Source organism: Brevundimonas sp. UBA7506, from assembly GCF_002479495.1.
Classification (GTDB): domain Bacteria; phylum Pseudomonadota; class Alphaproteobacteria; order Caulobacterales; family Caulobacteraceae; genus Brevundimonas.
The window spans coordinates 187,577-205,241 of record NZ_DLNQ01000008.1; the positions used below are offsets into that span (position 1 = coordinate 187,577).

General features: G+C 68.7%; 21 protein-coding genes and 1 tRNA gene. 12 read left to right on the top strand and 10 right to left on the bottom strand.

Translation table 11 applies throughout. The features are described 5' to 3' along the window. The first annotated feature begins 60 nt into the window (after window positions 1-60). From pgl to B3K53_RS08375, 4 genes are all read left to right on the top strand, one after another. On the top strand, window positions 61-768 hold the full coding sequence (gene pgl / locus B3K53_RS08360; protein ID WP_292083746.1) for a 6-phosphogluconolactonase: 708 nt from the start codon (window positions 61-63) through the stop codon (window positions 766-768). Then, complete coding sequence (edd, locus tag B3K53_RS08365) at window positions 768-2,657, top strand: phosphogluconate dehydratase (protein WP_292083747.1); 1,890 nt, start codon at window positions 768-770, stop codon at window positions 2,655-2,657. The genes pgl and edd overlap by 1 nt, the downstream gene beginning before the upstream one ends. A 30-nt stretch (window positions 2,658-2,687) precedes the next feature. After that, entirely contained in the window at window positions 2,688-3,656 is a 969-nt protein-coding gene (glk, locus tag B3K53_RS08370; protein ID WP_292083748.1) for a glucokinase, read from the top strand. 73 nt (window positions 3,657-3,729) lie between these two features. Then, on the top strand, window positions 3,730-3,999 hold the full coding sequence (locus B3K53_RS08375; protein ID WP_292083750.1) for a hypothetical protein: 270 nt from the start codon (window positions 3,730-3,732) through the stop codon (window positions 3,997-3,999). A gap of 76 nt (window positions 4,000-4,075) precedes the next feature. On the opposite strand, the gene B3K53_RS08380 is transcribed toward B3K53_RS08375, so the two are convergent. From B3K53_RS08380 to B3K53_RS08400, 5 genes are all read right to left on the bottom strand, one after another. Continuing rightward, on the bottom strand, window positions 4,076-4,462 hold the full coding sequence (locus B3K53_RS08380) for a hypothetical protein (protein ID WP_292083751.1): 387 nt from the start codon (window positions 4,460-4,462) through the stop codon (window positions 4,076-4,078). After that, window positions 4,459-5,766 (bottom strand): homogentisate 1,2-dioxygenase, encoded by a 1,308-nt coding sequence (gene hmgA / locus B3K53_RS08385; RefSeq protein ID WP_292083752.1) that lies wholly within the window; start codon window positions 5,764-5,766, stop codon window positions 4,459-4,461. The genes B3K53_RS08380 and hmgA overlap by 4 nt, the downstream gene beginning before the upstream one ends. Before the next feature lie 45 nt (window positions 5,767-5,811). Then, window positions 5,812-6,258, bottom strand: coding sequence for an endonuclease domain-containing protein (locus tag B3K53_RS08390; RefSeq protein WP_313101439.1), 447 nt, complete (start codon window positions 6,256-6,258; stop codon window positions 5,812-5,814). Between the two features lie 74 nt (window positions 6,259-6,332). After that, window positions 6,333-7,451, bottom strand: coding sequence for an acyl-CoA dehydrogenase family protein (locus B3K53_RS08395; RefSeq protein ID WP_292083753.1), 1,119 nt, complete (start codon window positions 7,449-7,451; stop codon window positions 6,333-6,335). A 4-nt stretch (window positions 7,452-7,455) separates the two neighbouring features. Continuing rightward, window positions 7,456-8,640, bottom strand: coding sequence for an acyl-CoA dehydrogenase family protein (locus B3K53_RS08400; RefSeq protein ID WP_292083754.1), 1,185 nt, complete (start codon window positions 8,638-8,640; stop codon window positions 7,456-7,458). 129 nt (window positions 8,641-8,769) lie between these two features. Between B3K53_RS08400 and B3K53_RS08405 the strand changes: the two genes are divergently transcribed. Next, a complete protein-coding gene (locus tag B3K53_RS08405; protein ID WP_292083755.1) occupies window positions 8,770-9,294 on the top strand; it encodes a GNAT family acetyltransferase in 525 nt (174 codons plus the stop codon). Here the strand turns inward: B3K53_RS08405 and B3K53_RS08410 are convergent. Both B3K53_RS08410 and B3K53_RS08415 read right to left on the bottom strand, forming a co-directional pair. Then, window positions 9,278-10,207 (bottom strand): 2-hydroxyacid dehydrogenase, encoded by a 930-nt coding sequence (locus B3K53_RS08410; protein ID WP_292083757.1) that lies wholly within the window; start codon window positions 10,205-10,207, stop codon window positions 9,278-9,280. The two genes, B3K53_RS08405 and B3K53_RS08410, sit on opposite strands and share 17 nt — an antisense overlap. Next, window positions 10,204-10,461 (bottom strand): Lrp/AsnC ligand binding domain-containing protein, encoded by a 258-nt coding sequence (locus B3K53_RS08415; RefSeq protein ID WP_040347054.1) that lies wholly within the window; start codon window positions 10,459-10,461, stop codon window positions 10,204-10,206. Before B3K53_RS08415 ends, B3K53_RS08410 begins: the two co-directional genes overlap by 4 nt. Before the next feature lie 48 nt (window positions 10,462-10,509). Here B3K53_RS08415 and B3K53_RS08420 point away from each other — a divergent pair, with 48 nt between their 5' ends. Both B3K53_RS08420 and B3K53_RS08425 read left to right on the top strand, forming a co-directional pair. After that, window positions 10,510-11,340, top strand: coding sequence for an alpha/beta hydrolase (locus B3K53_RS08420; protein ID WP_292083758.1), 831 nt, complete (start codon window positions 10,510-10,512; stop codon window positions 11,338-11,340). 90 nt (window positions 11,341-11,430) lie between these two features. After that, the gene (locus tag B3K53_RS08425; protein ID WP_292083759.1) at window positions 11,431-12,102 is read left to right on the top strand and encodes a bifunctional 4-hydroxy-2-oxoglutarate aldolase/2-dehydro-3-deoxy-phosphogluconate aldolase; all 672 of its coding nucleotides are present in this window, start codon (window positions 11,431-11,433) and stop codon (window positions 12,100-12,102) included. A 267-nt stretch (window positions 12,103-12,369) separates the two neighbouring features. Here B3K53_RS08425 and ppa read toward each other — a convergent pair whose 3' ends face one another. Beyond that, window positions 12,370-12,927: an inorganic diphosphatase gene (ppa, locus tag B3K53_RS08430; protein WP_292083760.1), complete on the bottom strand. Its 558-nt coding sequence runs from the start codon at window positions 12,925-12,927 to the stop codon at window positions 12,370-12,372. 137 nt (window positions 12,928-13,064) lie between these two features. Here ppa and B3K53_RS08435 point away from each other — a divergent pair, with 137 nt between their 5' ends. Continuing rightward, the gene (locus B3K53_RS08435; protein ID WP_292083761.1) at window positions 13,065-13,751 is read left to right on the top strand and encodes a DUF599 domain-containing protein; all 687 of its coding nucleotides are present in this window, start codon (window positions 13,065-13,067) and stop codon (window positions 13,749-13,751) included. A 251-nt stretch (window positions 13,752-14,002) separates the two neighbouring features. Here B3K53_RS08435 and B3K53_RS08440 read toward each other — a convergent pair whose 3' ends face one another. Next, complete coding sequence (locus B3K53_RS08440) at window positions 14,003-14,842, bottom strand: N-formylglutamate amidohydrolase (protein ID WP_292083762.1); 840 nt, start codon at window positions 14,840-14,842, stop codon at window positions 14,003-14,005. 129 nt (window positions 14,843-14,971) lie between these two features. On the opposite strand from B3K53_RS08440, the gene cpdR reads away from it, so the two are divergent. The 3 genes from cpdR to B3K53_RS08455 all read left to right on the top strand — a co-directional run bounded on the left by cpdR (window position 14,972) and on the right by B3K53_RS08455 (window position 16,034). Continuing rightward, window positions 14,972-15,328 (top strand): cell cycle two-component system response regulator CpdR, encoded by a 357-nt coding sequence (cpdR, locus tag B3K53_RS08445; RefSeq protein ID WP_292083763.1) that lies wholly within the window; start codon window positions 14,972-14,974, stop codon window positions 15,326-15,328. 114 nt (window positions 15,329-15,442) lie between these two features. Further along, a tRNA-Val gene (locus B3K53_RS08450) sits at window positions 15,443-15,517 on the top strand. Between the two features lie 208 nt (window positions 15,518-15,725). After that, window positions 15,726-16,034, top strand: coding sequence for a YdeI/OmpD-associated family protein (locus tag B3K53_RS08455; RefSeq protein ID WP_292083764.1), 309 nt, complete (start codon window positions 15,726-15,728; stop codon window positions 16,032-16,034). Here B3K53_RS08455 and gloB read toward each other — a convergent pair. Next, entirely contained in the window at window positions 16,031-16,759 is a 729-nt protein-coding gene (gloB, locus tag B3K53_RS08460) for a hydroxyacylglutathione hydrolase (RefSeq protein ID WP_292083765.1), read from the bottom strand. The two genes, B3K53_RS08455 and gloB, sit on opposite strands and share 4 nt — an antisense overlap. Window positions 16,760-16,891: 132 nt before the next feature. Between gloB and B3K53_RS08465 the strand changes: the two genes are divergently transcribed. Then, on the top strand, window positions 16,892-17,662 hold the full coding sequence (locus B3K53_RS08465) for a class I SAM-dependent methyltransferase (protein WP_409515781.1): 771 nt from the start codon (window positions 16,892-16,894) through the stop codon (window positions 17,660-17,662). Window positions 17,663-17,665: the final 3 nt, after the last annotated feature.

Below are 17,665 nucleotides of genomic sequence, written 5' to 3' on the forward strand. Positions count from 1 at the left end.
GAGTCGTGCGTGCGGCTCTCACTGGGTCCCCGCCTCCGCGGGGATGAGCGGGAGGATCTGATGACCACGATCGAAGCCTTCCCCGACGCCGCCGCCTGGGCCGAGGCCGCCGCCGCGCGGCTGGGCGGAGCCCTGGCCAAGGGGGTCGCCGCCGAGGGTCGTGCGGTCTTCGCGGGCGCGGGCGGGTCGACCCCTTCGCCCATCTACGCCCGATTGGCCGAAGCCGATCTGGACTGGTCGAAGGTCACGGCGACGCTGGTGGACGAGCGCTATGTGCCCGAGACCTCTCCAGACTCGAACGCGGCGCTGATGAAGCGGACCCTGCTGAACGGCCTAGCCGCATCCGCGCGTTTCCTGCCGCTCTACGCCCCCTCGGTCACCGTGGATCGCGCCGCCGCCGAGGCGTCGAAAGCGCTGGCGGCTGAGGGCGGTCGCCTGGACGCCGTCCTGCTGGGCATGGGCGAGGACGGGCACATCTGTTCCATGTTCCCCGAAAGCCCGACGCTGAAGACCCTGCTGACGCCGGACCTTAAGCCCGCCGTCTATGGCGTGCCGCCGGGCCGCGACGGCATGGCGCCGCCGCAGGAACGCCTGTCGATCAACCTGCCCTATCTGGCCGAGGCCGGACGGGTGGTGCTGGCCCTGACCGGAGCGAAGAAGCGCGCCGTGTTCGAGCGCGAGGCGGCGGGCGATCCGCGCATCCATCCCATCGCCGCCATGATCGCGGCCGGGGTTCCCCTCGAAGTGCTTTGGACGGAGGCCGTCTGATGGCCCTGAACGCCGTGGTGGCCGAGGTCACCGCCCGCATCGTCGAACGCAGCCGCGCCACCCGCGCCGACTATCTGCGTCGCATGGACGCCGCTCGCGACAGCGGCGCCGGGCGCGCCAAGCTGTCCTGCGCCAACTGGGCCCATGCGTTTGCCGGCCAGACCATCGCCGACAAGCTGACGGCCATGGACGGATCGAAGCCCAATGTCGGGGTGGTCACCGCCTACAACGACATGCTGTCGGCGCATCAGCCGTTCGAGCGCTTCCCCGACGTGATCCGCAAGGCGGTGCGCGAGGTGGGCGCCACGGCCCAGGTGGCGGGCGGCACCCCGGCCATGTGCGACGGCGTCACCCAGGGCCGCCCCGGCATGGAGTTGTCGCTGTTCAGCCGCGACGCCATCGCCATGGCGACGGGCGTGGCCCTCACCCACGACGCCTTTGACGCCGCCATGATGCTGGGCGTCTGCGACAAGATCGTGCCGGGCCTCTTCATGGGGGCGCTGGCCTTCGGCCATCTGCCGGTCGTGTTCGCGCCTGCGGGGCCCATGCCCTCGGGCATTCCCAATGCCGAGAAGGCCCGCGTCCGGGCCGAATACGCCCAAGGCCTGGTGGACCGCACCACCCTGCTGCAAAGCGAGATCGGCAGCTACCACTCGCCCGGCACCTGCACCTTCTACGGCACGGCCAACTCCAACCAGATGATGATGGAGATCGCGGGCCTGCACATGCCCTCGACCGCCTTCGTCCACCCCGACACCGGCCTGCGCGACGCCCTGACGGCGGCGGCGGCGAAGCGCGCGGTCGAGCTGGCCCGGTCAGGCGAAGGCCGCATGGCCGACGTCATCAGCGAGAAGTCGATCGTCAACATGATCGTGGCCCTGCTGGCCACCGGCGGCTCGACCAACCACGCCATCCATCTGGTCGCCATGGCGCGCGCCGCCGGGGTGCTGATCGACTGGACCGACATGGACCAGCTGTCCTCGGTGACGCCGCTGCTGGCGCGGGTCTATCCCAACGGCTCGGCCGACGTGAACGCCTTCCAGGCGGCGGGCGGCGTGGCCTTCGTCACGCGCGAACTGGCGCAGGCGGGCAATCTGCACACGGACGTCGTGACCATCATGGGTCACGGCCTGGAGGCCTATTTCCAGGAGCCGTCGCTGGTGGACGGCGAACTGGTCTGGCGCGACGGGGTCGCCGAAAGCCTGGACCGCGACATCCTGCGTCCCGCCTCCGATCCCTTCGACCGCGAGGGGGGCCTGAGGCTGGTACAGGGCGACCTCGGCCGGGCGGTGATCAAGATCTCGGCGGTCAAGCCCGAGAACCGCATCGTCGAGGCCCCCGCCGCCGTGTTCGAGACCCAGGAAGACGCCCTGCAGGCCTTCAAGGACGGCAAGCTGAACCGCGACGTGGTGGTGGTGCTGCGCTTCCAGGGGCCAAAGGCCAACGGCATGCCGGAACTGCACTCCCTGTCGCCGGCGCTGGGCGTCTTGCAGGACAAGGGCTTCAAGGTCGCCTTCGTCACCGACGGCCGCATGTCCGGCGCCAGCGGCAAGACCCCCGCCGCCATCCACGTCTCGCCCGAGGCCCTGGCGGGCGGTCCTCTGGCCCACGTCAAGGACGGCGACATCATCCGTCTGGACCCCGAAGCCGGGATGCTGACCACCGTCGGCGGGATCGATCTGAAGGCGCGCCCGGCGGCGCGGCGATCGCAGGCCCACGCCGAGGGCGCTTCCTGGGGTTATGGCCGCGAACTGTTCGGCGCCTTCCGCCAGGTCGTGACCACGGCGGAACAGGGAGCGACGGTCTGCTTTACTGTTCCCATAGGCGCCGACGGCCACACCGACACGCCGCCCAATCCCAATATCGTGGACCGGACGGTGGACGCCTGATCCGCATCATTGATCACCAGGAGACCGCCCATGAACGACAAGATTCTTCTCGTCGGAGACGTCGGCGGCACCAACGCCCGCTTCGCCCTGGCCCGCATGATCGACGGCCGCCCGGAGCTGGAGCATCACCAGAGCTTCCCGGCCTCTGAGCATCCGACCTTCCTCGGCGGGGTGAAGGCCTTTCTCGACGGTTGCGACGTCAAGCCGTCGGGCGGGGTCATCGCCGTGGCCGGACCGGTGACCGACGGGGCCATCGATCTGACCAATTCGCCGTGGCGGGTGTCGGAGGGCGAGCTTCAGACCCTGAGCCTGAACCCGGTCAGGCTGATCAACGACTTCGAGGCCCTGGCCTGGGGCGCCCCCGTCGTGCCGGAAGACCAGTTGGCGGCGCTGGGCGGTCCGACGGAAGGCCAGCATGAAGCCGCCATCGCCGTGCTCGGTCCCGGCACCGGCTTCGGCGTCTCGGCCCTGGCGCGCGACAGCCACGGTCGCGAGATCGCCCTGCCCAGCGAGGGCGGCCACGCCTGTTTCGCGCCCGGCGACGCGGTCGAGGACGAGATCCTGCGCATCCTGCGTCGACGCTACGACCGGGTGTCGATCGAGCGCCTGATCTGCGGACCGGGCCTGCTGAACATGCATCGCGCCCTCGCCGAGATCGACGGGCGCGAAACCCATATCGACGACCCGGCCGAGATCACCCAAGCCGCGCTGGAGGACATGAACAGCCCCTGCGGCGCCACCCTGGCGCGGTTCTGCGCCATCCTCGGGGCCGTGGCCGGAGACGTGGCCCTGACCATGGGCGCGCGCGGCGGAATCTATATCGCCGGGGGCATAGCCCCGCGCATCCTGCCCTTCCTCAAGGCCAGCCCCTTCCGCGAACGGTTTGAGCGCAAGGGCCGGTTCCAGCCCTATATGCAGGCCATCCCGACCAAGGTGATCCTGCACAAGCAGGCGGCGCTTCTGGGTGCGGCGCGGGTGGCCTTCAAGGAGGCCGGTTGAAAAATGATCACGGCGGCGTGAACCGATAGTGAGGCCGAGGCGTTGGTCCGGTTCAATCACTTGGAGGAACACCATGCGTAAACTCGTTCTCGCCGCCGCTTCCATCGTCGCCGTCGCCGGTCTGGCCGCCTGCGGTGAAAGCGCCGCCGACAAGGCCGCCGAGCAAAAGGCTGACGCTCTGGAAGCCCAGGCCGCCGCGACCCCGAACGAAGCCCAGGAACAGGCCCTGAACGCCGAAGCCGACCGCATCGAGCAGCAGGCCGGCAACGCCGACGGCGGCATGACCACCTCGAACACGCCGAACACCTCGCCGAGCACCACCCCGCCGGCGCCGGCCCACTAAGCCGACCGCAACGACTAAGCCCCCGCCGCGATCGCGACGGGGGCTTTTTCATGCGCCGTGTTTGTCTTCGCCGACATCAGTCGATGCAGAGCGTCGCCTCGGCCTTGCCGTCCTTGACGGTGGTGCGGCAGCCGAAGCGGTTGCTGTCGACCTGACATTGACCGACCGCGCGGGCGCCGGGGGCAAGGCCGCTGTTGCCTGCGATCTCGCACTGACCCTCGCACTGCGAGGCGTCGGTGCAGCGCTTGCCGGCGTCAGCGTATTTGACCACGCACTGCCAGGTCTGGGCTCGACCGACCTGCCGCATCTCGCCGCCCCGCGACGAGCAGGACGAAGTGCTGATGCTCATGGTCGGCGGCGGCTCCGGCGCCTCGGCGGTCGGCACGACCGGCTGCGGCGCAGGGGTCGGCGTACAGGCGGCCAGGGCCAAACCGGCGGCGAAGAGAAGGCCTTTCAGCTTCATGCGATCTGTCCTTTTTCAAACCCGGTCCAGCAGTCGTCGTAGTCGAGCTGCATCAGGGGCGTCTGTTCGGCCCAGGCCGTGGTGCGGATCGGCATCCGCGTCTCGAACATGAAGGCCAGGGTGTTCTCGATCTTCATCGGCTTGAGCTCGGCCTTTGTGGCCCCGTTCCAGCTGGCCTGATCCGGGCCGTGGCCGCTCATGCGGTTGTGCAGGGAGGCCCCGCCGGGGGCGAAGCCGCCCGCCTTGGCGTCGTATTCGCCGAAGATCAGCCCCATGAACTCGCTCATGACGTTGCGGTGGAACCAGGGCGGACGGAAGGTGTCCTCGGCCACCATCCAGCGCGGCGGGAAGATGACGAAGTCGCAGTTGGCCGTGCCGGGCGTGTCCGAATGCGAGGTCAGGACGGTGAAGATCGACGGGTCCGGGTGATCGAAGCTGACCGTGCCAATGGTGTTGAAGCGCGCGGTGTCATAGCGATAGGGGGCGTAGTTGCCGTGCCAGCCGACCACGTCCAGCGGGCTGTGATCGAAGGTCGTGGCCCACAGCAGGCCGCCGTATTTCTGCACGCACTGGGTCGGACGATCCACGTCCTCGAACCAGGCGACGGGGGTCTCGAAGTCACGCGGATTGGCCAGGCCGTTGGAGCCGATGGGGCCGAGGTCCGGCAGGCGGAAGGGCGCGCCGTAGTTCTCGCAGACATAGCCGCGCACTTCGCTGCCATTGGGGCCATCCACCTCGACGCGGAAGCGGACGCCGCGCGGGATGACGACCACGTGGCCCGGCGCCGCCTCGATGACGCCCATCTCGGTGACGAAGCGGTGGCTCCCCTGCTGCGGCACGATCAGCAGCTCGCCGTCGGCGGAATAGAAGACGCGATCGACCATCGAGCGGTTGGCGACATAGAGGTGGATGCCCACCCCCGTCCCGGAATCGGCGTCGCCATTGCCGCCGTAGGTGGTCAGGCCCTCGACCCAGTCGGTCGGCTGATCGGGCATGGTCAGCGGGTCCCAGCGCATGCGGTTGGGATTGGGCGGAGTCTCGGTGAAGGGGCCGGAACGGACGCGGCCCTGCTCGAACGGCTGATAAGGTCCATGTTGCGCCGAGGGCCGCAGACGGTAGAGCCAGCTGCGCAGATTATGGTCGCGCGGGGCGGTGAAGGCCGCGCCCGACAACTGCTCGGCATAGAGGCCCAGGGCTGGACGCTGCGGCGAGTTGCGGCCGACCGGCAGCGCGCCCTCGACGGCCTCGGTGGCGAAGTGGTTGGCGAAGCCGGTCTGATAGGCGGGCGCGTTGGATCGCGTCATGTGGTTTCTCCCTTGCGGGAGGTTTAGCCGGGCGCGACCGATGCGTCACCCCGGCCCCGTCCAGCCTTGTTCTGGATCAAACTCCCCTTCTCCCCTTGAGGGAGAAGGTGGCTCGCGCAGCGAGACGGATGAGGGGTGTGAGCGGCGCCCTTCGACATGTCGGCGCACCGCGTCGAACACGAGGTTGGGGTTCCTCAGGATCATGGAGTTGTCGAACCGCAGAACCGTATAGCCCGCCTCGGCCAACCAGGCGTCCCGGTTCGCGTCTACTTCGTCCCGCAGACGATGGACACCGCCGTCGGCCTCGACAATCAACTTCAACGCATGACAGGCGAAGTCCGCCACATACGGGCCGATGGGGACCTGGCGTCGAAACTTGATGCTGTGCAGTCGCCGGTCGCGCAGCAACCGCCAGAGTTCGGTCTCGGCGTCGGTCATCGCCCCGCGCGAACGACGAGCGAAGGCGCGGTTTCGGTCGGACGGTTTTTCCATGGCGAGCCTCTGCGCTGACACCCCTCATCCGACCTGCTCCGCAGGCCACCTTCTCCCTCAAGGGGAGAAGGAAGTCAGAACCCCTGCGCCCGCGCCAGGCGTTCGGCGTGGAAGCCGGCGTCGCCTAGCAGTTCGTTGAGGACGCGGACGCGCTTCATGAAAAGGCCGACGTCGAACTCGTCGGTCATGCCGACGCCGCCGTGCATCTGGACCGCCTCCTGCACCGCCAGTTCGGCGACCCGGCCAGCCTTGGCCTTGGCGATGCCTGCGGCCTGCTCGGCGTCGGGGCGGCCCGCGTCGATGGCTTGCAGGGCGGCCAGGCTTGCGGCCTTGGCCAGCTCCAGTTCGGTGAAGAGGTGGGCGGCGCGGTGCTGCAGGGCCTGGAACTCGCCGATCAGCTTGCCGAACTGCTGGCGGGTCTTGAGGTAGTCCAGCGTGATCCTGAAGGCCTGATCGCCGGCCCCGACCAGGGAGGCGGCGGCGCAGGCCCGGCCCAGGATCAAGGCGGTGTCCAGCGGCCCCTGCCCCTCGCCCACGGCGCCGAGGACGGCGTCGGCGTCCACCATCACATCCGTCAGGGTGACGCGCGCGGCGTTGTGGGCGTCGACCATGACGGTGCGCTCAACGGCGACGCCCGGGGTCTGCGGGTCGATCAGGAAGAGGGTCAGGCCGTCGTCAGTCTGAGCGGCGATGATCAGGGCGTCGGCGATGTGGCCGTCCAGCACGAAGCCCTTGGCGCCGTTCAGTTTGAAGCCGTTGCCGGCGCGTTCGGCGCGCGTCGTGATCTTCGCCGGCGCGTGCTTGGGGCCTTCGTCGACGGCGAGGCTGAGGACGGCCTCGCCCGCCGCGATCCGACCCAGCCATGCTTTCTGCGAGTCCGAACCCGCCGCCTTCAGCACCGTCGCGGCCAGCACCGACGAGCCCATGAAGGGCGAGGGCGTCAGGGTGCGGCCCAGGCTTTCGGCGATCACGCCCGCCTCGACCGCGCCGAGGCCGGAGCCGCCGTCTTCTTCGGGGATGACGACGCCCGCGAAGCCCATCTCGCCGAAGGCCCGCCACAGGTCGCGCGAGACGCCGTCGGGGTCGCGGCTGTCGCGCAGCTGGCGCAGATGATTGATGGGGGCGTGTTCGTTCAGGAAGCCGTCGGCGGCGTCCTGAAGCATGGTCTGCTCTTCGGTCAGGATCAGGGGCATGGGCTCAGGCTCCCGGCAGTTGCAGCAGGTGTTTGGCGATGATGTTCAGCTGGATCTCGCTGGTGCCGCCTTCGATGGAGTTGGCCTTGGTGCGCAGCCAGTCGCGGGCGGCGGTGCCGTCCTTCGAGCGTTCGCCCTCCCATTCCAGGGCGTCCGCGCCGCCCGCCGCCATGACCAGTTCGTGGCGGCGCTTGTTCAGTTCGGAGCCGTAATATTTCAGCATGGAGGCGATGGCCGGATGGGCCTGCTTGGCCTTCACCTGATCCCCCACCCGCTCCATCGCCAGACGGAAGGCGGCGGCGTCGATGTCGTAATCGGCGATGCGGGCGCGCAAGAGCGGCTCATCCAGCCGCCCGGCCTCGTCCACGCCGAGCGCATCTGTCGCCACCTGGCCAAGGGGTCGGCCGACGCCGACATCGCCCATGGCGCCGATCATGGTGCGCTCATGGGCCAGAAGGGCCTTGGCCACGTCCCAACCGCGGTTCAGCGTCCCGACCAGGTTCTCCTTCTCGACGCGCACGTCGTCGAAGAAGGTCTCGCAGAAGGGCGACTTGCCGCTGATCAGGGTGATGGGGCGGGTGCTGACCCCCGGCGTCGCCATGTCGAACAGGACGAAGCTGATGCCCAGATGCTTGGGCGCCTCGGGGTCGGTGCGGACCAGACAGAAGATCCAGTCGGCCTTGTCGGCGTAGGAGGTCCAGACCTTCTGGCCGTTGACAATCCAGTGGTCGCCGCGATCCTCGGCGCGGGTTTGGATCGAGGCCAGGTCGGAGCCGGAGCCCGGCTCGGAATAGCCCTGACACCAGCGAATTTCGCCGCGCACGATGGGCGGCAGGAAGCGCTGCTTCTGCTCCTCGGTGCCGAAGGCCAGAAGCGCCGGACCCAGCATCCAGATGCCGAAGCTGGCCAGGGGCATCTGCGCCTTGATGCGGCGCATCTCGGAGGCCAGCACCTTGGCCTCCTCGCGGTTCAGCCCGCCGCCGCCGTAGGCGCTGGGCCATTCCGGCGCGGTCCAGCCGCGTTCGGCCATCCGGTCCAGCCAGAGCTTGTGGGCCGGGGTCTTGAAGACGGCGTTGCGGCCGCCCCAGACATAGTCCTCGTCGCCGTCGCGCGGCCCGCGCACCTCAGGCGGACAGTTGGCTTCCAGCCAGGCGCGCGTCTCGGCGCGGAACGTCTCCAGATCGGCCATCTAGCGTGCCCTTGCTGCGTTTCCCTGACGCCACGCTAACAGCAATCCGTTGCGATTGGCTACGGTCTCTTGGAGACGGAAACACCTTGGCTGTTCGAGCGTTGCTTCAAACCTGAGGGAGCCCGTTCCATGACCCTGTTGACCCGCATTGTCTTCGGCGGCGCCAGCCTGTTGCTGCTGCTCCTGGCGCTCGGCCTGGTGTTTCTGGGGATGGACGAGGCCCCGCGCGCCGTGGCCAGCCCCGACCATTCGGGCGTGGACGCCCTGCTGGACGTGCTGGGCTATGTCATCGTCGCCATCGCCGTCTTCGACGTGGCCAAGTACCTGTTCGAGGAAGAGGTCCAGCGCGAGAAGGAAAAGCGCAGCGCCGCCGAGGCCCGCCGCAGCCTGACCAAGTTCCTGTCGACCATCGTCATCGCCGTCTTTCTGGAAGCCCTGGTGGTGGTGTTCAAGACGGCGCGCGAGGACGTGACCCTGCTGATCTATCCGACCGCCCTGCTGGTGGCGGCGGTGATCGTGCTGGTGGGCCTGGGCGCCTTTCAGCGCTTCTCGGCCGCGGTGGAAGAAAAGGTCGGGGTCGAGGACGAGGCGGCGGATCGGGCCGACGCCGCCAAGGCCGCCCGGCGCAGGACCGCCGTCAAACCACCGGCGTGATCGCAGGCCGGCCCGACAGGACGGCCAGCAGGTTCTCGACCACCAGCCCGGCCATGGCGGCGCGGGTCTCCACCGTTGCCGAGCCGACATGGGGGGTCAGGACGCAGCGCGGATGGTCCAGCAGGGCCTGAGGCACGCGGGGTTCACGGGCGAAGACGTCGAGGCCGGTGCCGAACAGGCGATCCTCGGTCAGGGCGGCGATCAGGGCCTCTTCGTCCACCACCCCGCCGCGCGCGATATTGACCAGGACGCCGTCGGGACCGAGGGCGGCCAGAACCTCGGCGTCGACCAGTTTGTCGGTCGTCGGCCCGCCCGGCGTGGCGATGATCAGAACGTCCACGGCCTCGGCCAGCGACCGGGCGCTGTCGTGATAGGCGTAGGGGGCGCCCGCCACCGGACGGCGGCTGTGATAGGCGATCGATCCGCCCAGCGGCTCCAGCCGTCGTGCGATGGCGGCGCCGATGCGGCCGAGGCCGAGAATGCCGTAACGCCGACCGCTGGCCCGGCGGGTCAGGGGCGCACGCTCGCCGGCCGCCCAGCGGCCGCTGCGCAGGTGATGCTCGACCGTCGGCAGGGCGCGCAGGGTGTTCAGCGTCAGGGCCAGGGCCAGATCGGCCACGTCCTCGGTCAGGACGTCGGGGGTGTTGCTCACGACCACGTCGCGAGAACGGGCGTGCTCGACGTCCACCCCGTCATAGCCGACGCCGTGGACAGCGATGATCTTCAGGTTCGGCAGGGAATCGATCAGGTCGGCGGAGGCCGGACTGCCGCCGAAGACCACATAGGCGGTCGCCGCCTCGGCTTGTTCCGGGGTGGGGGCGCCCTCCAGCGTCTGAAGCGTCAGGCCGGAGGCGCGCAGCGGCGTCAGCAGGCTGTCGGGCAGGCCCGGCGCCAGAAGGACCAGGCCGGTCATTTCTTCGAAGGCAGGAAGGGCGAGAAGGTGATGACGGTGAAGGTGTCGCGGATGTGCGGCCGCGTCTGGACCTGCTTGGTGACGAAGGTGCCGATGTCGGCGTCCTTGGGCAGCTGGAACTTGGCCAGCAGGTCGTGCTGACCCGAGGTCGAGTAAACTTCCGACACGTTTTCAACGTTGTCGACCAGATCGGCGGCGACGTCGTTGGCGTAGCCCAACTCGCATTTGATGAAGACGAAAATGGCGGTCATCATGGTCGGAACCTCCCGTTCAAGCGGAGGTGCATAGCGGATGGAAACGGCATGGGTAAGGCTCCGGCGACACTGACGGCCCCTCCAGTCGATTACGAGGCGGCGTACAACAATCGGGAACGGGTGCCGGGACACCCGGCGATCCTGAAACGATGGCGAGAAGATTCGGCCCGCGTCATCGACGCCCTGAGACCGGAAACCGTCGAATACGGTCCCAGCGAACGGCAAAGGATGGAGTGGTTCGACGCCGGCGCGGGTGCGCCGACCGCCGTCTTCATCCACGGCGGCTACTGGCAGGCGCTGGACCGGGCCTGGTTCGCCTGGGTCGCCCCTGCTCTGCTGGATCACGGGATCAGCGTGGTCATTCCGGGCTATGACCTGGCCCCGACGGTCAAGGTCGGCGCCATCATCAGCCAGATGCGTCGTGCCACCGAACTGGTGCGCGACCGCACCGGCAAACGCCCCCTGGTCTTTGGTCATTCGGTCGGCGGGCATATGGCGGCCTGCATGCTGTCCGAGGGCCGGGCGCGGGCGGCGCTGGCGATCTCGGGCGTGTTCGACATCGAGCCACTGATCCACACCTCGCTGAACGAGGCTCTGGGCCTGGACGCCATGACGGCGCGGGCCCTGTCGCCGATCCACTGGCCCGCGCCGAACGGCGGAGCGCCGGGCGGGCGGACGCTGGACTGCTGGGTCGGCGGGGCCGAGAGCAACGAGTTCATCCGCCAGAGCCGCCACATGGCCGCCGAGTGGGGCGGCAAGGGCGCCGACACCCATGTCGAGGTGCTGGATGGGCTGGACCACTTCACCATGCTGGACCCGCTGGCCGACAAGGACAGCCACATGGTCAAGCGGCTGGCGACCCTGGCCACGACGGAATAAGGCGGCGCTTACCAGTGTTGATCCCGGTGTCACTTGACGGGGGCGCCGGGAACCGCCGATCTGCGGGCCTCAAGGCCTGAAGGAGACCCCATGCGACACGACCGCCTCAGCGTGCTGACCGCCCTCGAAACCCAGGGCGTCGTCCCGGTCTTCTATCACGCCGACCCGGAGATCTGCGCCGAGGTGATCCGCGCCTGCGCCCGCGGCGGGGCGAAGGCCGTCGAGTTCACCAACCGCGGCGACTTCGCCTGGGAGACCTTCACCGCCCTGTCGAAGCAGTTCGCCCAGACTGATCCCGACATCATCATGGGCGTCGGCTCGATCCTGGATGCGCCGACGGCGGCTCTCTATCTGGCGTCGGGCGCGCGTTTCGTCATCAGCCCCTGTCTGGTTCCCGAGGTGGCCCAGGTCTGCAACCGCCGTCAGGTCGCCTATTCGCCGGGCTGCGGCTCGGTGCGCGACATTTCGGAGGCGCAGAGCCTTGGCTGCGAGATCGTGAAGCTCTTCCCCGGCGCCTCGGTCGGCGGGCCGGACTTCGTCAAGGCGGTGCTGGGCCCCATGCCCTGGACCAAGATCATGCCGACCGGCGGGGTCGATCCCGACGAGGCCTCCATCGCCAAGTGGTTCGGCTCGGGCATCGTGGCGGCGGGCATGGGGTCGAAGCTGATCACCGACGCGGCCATCCAGGCCAGGGACTGGGCCGGCATCGAGGCCAAGGTGCGCCAGACCGTCGAGGCCATCGCGGCGTTCCGAAACAAGTAGCAACGCCTCTCCCTCCCCTTCATGGGGAGGGTGGTCGACGCAAAGCGGAGACCGGGTGGGGAGGGCGTGGCGAACCTGGGCGCGGCGGCTGATTTGCCTGCCGCCCCCACCCGGCTTCGCCCTGCGGGCTCAGCCACCCTCCCCATGAAGGGGAGGGAGAAATCGCGCTCAAGCAGCGAGCCGCCGCGCGGCGAGCGATAGCGCCCTAAAAGAAAGGCCCCGCCGGTCGAACCAGCGGGGCCTCTTCTATTCAGACGCTCCGTCGCCTCAGGCGGCTTCGGCGGCGGCCTTGGCCAGCTTGTCCTGGTGGGCCTTCATGCCGATGGCGATCAGCTCGGCGGCCTCGCCGGCGTCGCCCCAACCCTTGACCGTGACCGACTTGCCCTTCTCCAGATCCTTGTAACGGGTGAAGAAGTGCTCGATCTGCTCGATCAGGATGGCGGGCAGCTGACGGTAGCTGGAAACCTCGGTGTAGTAGGGGTTCAGCTTGTCGACCGGCACGGCCAGGATTTTTTCGTCGCCGCCGGCTTCATCGACCATCTTCAGCACGCCGATGGGGCGCGAGCGGATGACGCAGCCCGGCACCACCGGGGTCGGGTTCAGCACGATGACGTCGCAGGGGTCGCCGTCGTCCGACAGGGTGTGCGGCACGAAGCCGTAGTTGCCCGGATAGTACATGGCGGTGTGCAGGAAGCGGTCGACGAACAGGGCGCCCGATTCCTTGTCCATCTCGTACTTCACCGGCAGGCCGCCTTGCGGGATCTCGATGATGACGTTGATGTCCCACGGCGCATTCGGGCCGACCGGAATGGCTTCGATGTTCATGTTACGCTCTTATTGCAGGTGCGAACGGGGAGATTGGGGCGCGTGATAAGCTCTGCGTCGCCGAACAGCAAGCTTCAGGGGCTGTTTGCGGGCGATCACCCTTGCTCCATGGCCCGAACTGAAGGCATCAACAGGACATGACCCCGTTCGACTGGATCGCGCTGTTCCTCTTCTTCGTCGCCTGGCTCGGCTATGGTCCGATCCTGGGGCTGATCGCACGGCGCAGCGGGTCGCTGAACGACGACATGCTGATCGTCCGCGACAGCTGGATGACAGCCATGACCCATCGCGAGATTCGGCTGATCGACAGCCAGCTGATGGGCCATTCGATCAACTCCGCCTCCTTCTTCGCCTCAACCAACCTGCTGCTGATCGCAGCGGTGGCCGGCATCCTGTTCGGCGGCGAGAACGCGCTGAAGGGCTTCGCCGCCGTCGGCGCCGAGGCGGTGCCGGTGAAGATCCTGGAGGCCAAGCTGGCCCTGGTTCTGGTCTGTCTGGCGCGCGGCTTCCTCGACTTCATCTGGTCGCTGCGCCAGATGAACTACGCCCTGGCCCTGATCGGCGCGGCGCCCGAGATCCACACCGAGACCGACCGGGTCGCCTATGGCCACGCCGTGGCCCAAGTGCTGAACCCGGCGCTGGGCGGCTTCAGCCAAGGGGTGCGCGGCTACTACTTCGCCCTGGCGGCGGCGGCCTGGCTGTTCGGCCCGCTTTGGCTGGCTCTGGGCGTGATCTCGGCCTTCGGCCTGCTGGTCTGGCGCCAGGCCGGGTCGCCGGCGGCGCGCGCCGTGCGAACGGCCAGACGGCTGCTGGAACGCAGCTAGGCCCGACTTTGGTCTTATTGCAGCCGCGAACGATTCGTGTCGTCGCCCGACCTTCCGTCGCGTAACGACGAAAGGGATTTTCGTAACAGCCTGTGATCGCACAAGGATAATCGGACCTTGAAATTTTGTGCGCTGCAACCTAACTTGGCTTTCGACGCCTCCGGGCGTCATGCCCTTCCTGGGCGTTTCCTCCCTATAGACTTTTCATGCCGCGCCCCCGGGCGCGGCTTTTTTTTGGTCTGGAGACGGGCTCAGGCGGCGAAGTCCGCGCCCAGGGCGGCGATCACCCGGTTCAGCCCCGACTGGCAGCGACCCCAGCCGACCGACGGCGCGCCCGCCGCCTCGTCCCAGTAAAGCCGCCGGTTCAATTCGATCTGGATCGCCTCGAAACCCTCGTCCGGCCGCCCCCAGATCTGGGTCGCATAGCCGCCCGCATAGGGTCGGTTCAGGGCCACCCGCCAGCCCAGAGCCTCGAACAGCCCCCGCAGACGCCGCGTCAGCCCCGCCGCGCAGCTGGTCCCGTGGCGGTCGCCCAGCACCACGTCCGGTCCGTTCGGCCCCGTGGCCCGCGCAGGCATGGAATGCCAGTCGATCAGCACCGCCCGTCCATGGCGGTCATGCGCGGCCTGCATCAGCTCGCCCAGAGCGGCGTGATAGGGGGCGTGGACCCGCGCGATGCGCCCCCTCGCCTCCTCCAGCGTCAGGCGACGGTCGTAGAGCGGCGTCCCGTCGCCCGCCAGACGCGGCACGACGCCGTAGCCGGCCAGGGTCTTCAGCCCTGGCGGCGCCCTCTCGGGACAATCCAGGATCAGGGCCGGATCGAGGTCGTCGGGCGCCCGGTTCAGATCGACATAGGCCCGGCCGATTCGTCCCGCGATCAGGACCGCCCCCGCCGCCGCGCTCGCGTCCAGCAGCCGATCCACCGCCGCGTCCTCGGCGCTGCGCAGCGAAACCTCGGACAGGCCCTCGGCCGCACGCATGTCATCGGGATAGACCGCGCCCGAATGGGGCGAGGCGAACACCAGAGGCGTCGCCCGCCCCGTCAGGGCAGGCGTCAGGCCGAAGGTCGCGTCGGTCAGTGCGGGGCGCATGGCTTGGCCATAGACTGTTTTATCCCCGACCGCGCCCCTCTACGCGCTCGCCCCAAGCGGGATTTTCATCGCGAGTTTACAGATCGGCGCCTAGGTTCCGCGTTGATATTCCAAGGACTAGATCACCCCATGGCGCGTATTCTGCTGGCCGAAGACGACGGCTCGCTTCGAGGCTTCCTGACGCGGGCGCTGGAACGCGCCGGTCACGCCGTGGTGGACTGCGAAAACGGCGACGACGCCATCGACGCCCTGGACCAGGGTCCCTACGACCTGCTGCTGACCGACATCGTCATGCCGGGCGCCGACGGCATCGAGGTGGCCCGCGTCGCCGCCGCGCGCCAGCCGGGCATCCGCATCATGTTCATCACCGGTTTCGCCGCCGTCGCCCTGTCGGCCGCCCAGGCCACGCCCCAGGCCAAGGTCCTGTCCAAACCCGTCCACCTGCGCGACCTGGTGAACGAGGTCGAACGCATGATCGCCGCCTAACGAAAAAATACGAAAAAAGAAGACACAAGCCTCTTGCGGCCCCCGCGAACTGCGGGTTATAGACGCCGCCTTCCCGCCCACCGACACATCAGTCGGACGGGCCGCAGAAAAGGCGGACGCGTAGCTCAGCGGGAGAGCACTACGTTGACATCGTAGGGGTCACAGGTTCAATCCCTGTCGCGTCCACCATTCTCTTTCCCTTGGCAGCAATCCGCCCCGCGCGCTCGCCGGCGCCCGCTCCTTGCCGAGATCGTCGCGCGATCCAGGGCGTGGCATCGCCAGCCGCCTCTGCGTCTGCATCATCGGTGAGCGGACATTCGCGCAAAGACCGGCAGTAGACATTGCGTCGCTCGGCGAACAAGCTCCGACCGCGGCCCGGTCCGCGGCGGAGATTTCGATGAGTGATTTTCCTCAGGGCGTCGTCCACGAAGCCGCAGAGGACCTGCAGGCGGCCTTGCGGGCCGAGCCCGAGGTCTTGGCGCTTTGGGCGGGCCTGACCCCGCTGGGCCGCAACGAGTTCATCTGCTGGGTCGAGGACGCCAAGCAGCCGAAGACACGCCAGCGCCGCATCGAACGCACGGTCGAAGAGTTGCAGGAGGGCAAGAAGCGGCCTTGCTGCTGGGTCGGCTGCATCCACCGCACCGACAAGGCGCCCAGCCCCTGGCAACAGGCCGTGCTGATCGACGGAAAGGCGAAGGGCGGCTAACCCCTGAACCCGTCCTTGGCGGCGCGGCGGGCGGTGAAGTCGGCGGCGTCGGCGGCGCGCAGGAAGGGGTTGAAGCGGCGCTCCGTCCCGACGCTGGTCGGCACGGTGGGCTGCCCCCGCTCGCGGGCGACGAAGATCGCCTCAGCATGGGCCTGCATCTCGGGCCGGTCGTCGAGACTGAGGGCGAAGCGGGCGTTGGACGCCGTATATTCGTGGGCGCAATAGAGGGTGGTGCTCGCCGGCCATGCGGCGATGCGGCTGAGGCTGTCCCACATCTGCTCGGCCGTGCCCTCGAACAGACGACCGCAGCCCAGGGCGAAGATGACGTCGCCGACGAAGGCCAGATCGTCCTCGACCGACCGATAGACCACGTGACCCAGGGTGTGGCCGGGCGACAGCACCACCTCAAGCGCCGTCTCGCCCAGCCGAACGATGTCGCCGTCGACCACCACGCGGTCCAAAGGGGCGGCGCGGCGGACTTCTTCGGGGCCGACGATCTCGCAGCCCGTCTCGGCCTTCAGCCGTTCGTTGCCGCCGGTGTGGTCGGGGTGCCAGTGGGTGTTGAGGATCAGGTCCAGCCGCCCCCAGCCCGAAGCCTCGATCTCGGCCAGGATCGCCTCGGCGTCCGGCGTGTCGACGGCGGCGACCATCCCCGTGGCCTCGTCGCGGATCAGGAAGCCGTAGTTGTCGGACAGGCAGGCGAACTGGCGCACGGTCAGGGTCATGGGCGGTCTCCGATCAGAAAGCCCTCTCGACAGGGCGGCTGAAGCTCTCGCTGGAGCCCGACCTTCGCCGGGCTGAGCGGATATAGGGCGGCGATGGCCGACATTCATCGCGATTTCAGCCATAATGCATCCATGCGGCGCAGCATCGACGATCTTCGCACCTTTTACGGCGAGCCGACCGGGGCGCTGGTGCGGCGCGTGCTGGCGCGAAGGCTGGAGGACGCCTGGGGCGAGGCTGAGGGCTGCGACGTTCTGGGCCTGGGCTACGCCACGCCCTGGCTGGACGGCTTCGTCGGAGCGCGGCGGGTCATCGCCGCCATGCCGGGCGGACAGGGCGCCGAGCTGTGGACGACGGGCGGGCGCAACCGCACCGTGCTGGTCGATGACAAACGCCTGCCCTTCGCCGCCGGAACCTTCGATCGCATCGTGCTGGTCCATGCGCTGGAGGAAGCCGACGATCCCCGCGCCCTGCTGACCGAGGCGGTGCGCGCCCTGGCCCCCGCAGGACGGATCATCCTGGCCACGGCGGCGCGCGGCGGGATGTGGGCGCGGGCCGAGACCACCCCGTTCGGCCACGGGCGCCCCTTCACGCGCGGTCAGTTGGAGCGGCTGGTGCGCGAGGTGGGGCTGGAGCCCGCCGCCTGGTCCCAGGCCCTGTATGTTCCGCCGTGGCGGCCCCTGCTGCCGATGGCCGAAGGCGTAGAGCAGATCGGCCGCTGGATGCTGCCGGGCATGGCCGGGCTGATCATGCTGGAGGCCACACGCCAGTCCTACGCCCGCATCCGGCCGCAAGGTCTGGCCCAGGCGGTTCTGGCGCCGCGCCCCGCCCTGACCCCCTCGCCCGCTTCGCGCGACCATGGGACGCCCGCCCATGCTCTGGTCGGCGCACGCAAACGGCCTTAAGGC

Coding starts and splice junctions, on each gene's coding strand:
- pgl (WP_292083746.1), top strand. CDS start 61: ATGACCACGATCGAAGCCTTCCCCGACGCCGCCGCCTGGGCCGAGGCC.
- edd (WP_292083747.1), top strand. CDS start 768: ATGGCCCTGAACGCCGTGGTGGCCGAGGTCACCGCCCGCATCGTCGAA.
- glk (WP_292083748.1), top strand. CDS start 2,688: ATGAACGACAAGATTCTTCTCGTCGGAGACGTCGGCGGCACCAACGCC.
- B3K53_RS08375 (WP_292083750.1), top strand. CDS start 3,730: ATGCGTAAACTCGTTCTCGCCGCCGCTTCCATCGTCGCCGTCGCCGGT.
- B3K53_RS08380 (WP_292083751.1), bottom strand. CDS start 4,462: ATGAAGCTGAAAGGCCTTCTCTTCGCCGCCGGTTTGGCCCTGGCCGCC.
- hmgA (WP_292083752.1), bottom strand. CDS start 5,766: ATGACGCGATCCAACGCGCCCGCCTATCAGACCGGCTTCGCCAACCAC.
- B3K53_RS08390 (WP_313101439.1), bottom strand. CDS start 6,258: ATGGAAAAACCGTCCGACCGAAACCGCGCCTTCGCTCGTCGTTCGCGC.
- B3K53_RS08395 (WP_292083753.1), bottom strand. CDS start 7,451: ATGCCCCTGATCCTGACCGAAGAGCAGACCATGCTTCAGGACGCCGCC.
- B3K53_RS08400 (WP_292083754.1), bottom strand. CDS start 8,640: ATGGCCGATCTGGAGACGTTCCGCGCCGAGACGCGCGCCTGGCTGGAA.
- B3K53_RS08405 (WP_292083755.1), top strand. CDS start 8,770: ATGACCCTGTTGACCCGCATTGTCTTCGGCGGCGCCAGCCTGTTGCTG.
- B3K53_RS08410 (WP_292083757.1), bottom strand. CDS start 10,207: ATGACCGGCCTGGTCCTTCTGGCGCCGGGCCTGCCCGACAGCCTGCTG.
- B3K53_RS08415 (WP_040347054.1), bottom strand. CDS start 10,461: ATGATGACCGCCATTTTCGTCTTCATCAAATGCGAGTTGGGCTACGCC.
- B3K53_RS08420 (WP_292083758.1), top strand. CDS start 10,510: ATGGGTAAGGCTCCGGCGACACTGACGGCCCCTCCAGTCGATTACGAG.
- B3K53_RS08425 (WP_292083759.1), top strand. CDS start 11,431: ATGCGACACGACCGCCTCAGCGTGCTGACCGCCCTCGAAACCCAGGGC.
- ppa (WP_292083760.1), bottom strand. CDS start 12,927: ATGAACATCGAAGCCATTCCGGTCGGCCCGAATGCGCCGTGGGACATC.
- B3K53_RS08435 (WP_292083761.1), top strand. CDS start 13,065: ATGACCCCGTTCGACTGGATCGCGCTGTTCCTCTTCTTCGTCGCCTGG.
- B3K53_RS08440 (WP_292083762.1), bottom strand. CDS start 14,842: ATGCGCCCCGCACTGACCGACGCGACCTTCGGCCTGACGCCTGCCCTG.
- cpdR (WP_292083763.1), top strand. CDS start 14,972: ATGGCGCGTATTCTGCTGGCCGAAGACGACGGCTCGCTTCGAGGCTTC.
- B3K53_RS08455 (WP_292083764.1), top strand. CDS start 15,726: ATGAGTGATTTTCCTCAGGGCGTCGTCCACGAAGCCGCAGAGGACCTG.
- gloB (WP_292083765.1), bottom strand. CDS start 16,759: ATGACCCTGACCGTGCGCCAGTTCGCCTGCCTGTCCGACAACTACGGC.
- B3K53_RS08465 (WP_409515781.1), top strand. CDS start 16,892: ATGCGGCGCAGCATCGACGATCTTCGCACCTTTTACGGCGAGCCGACC.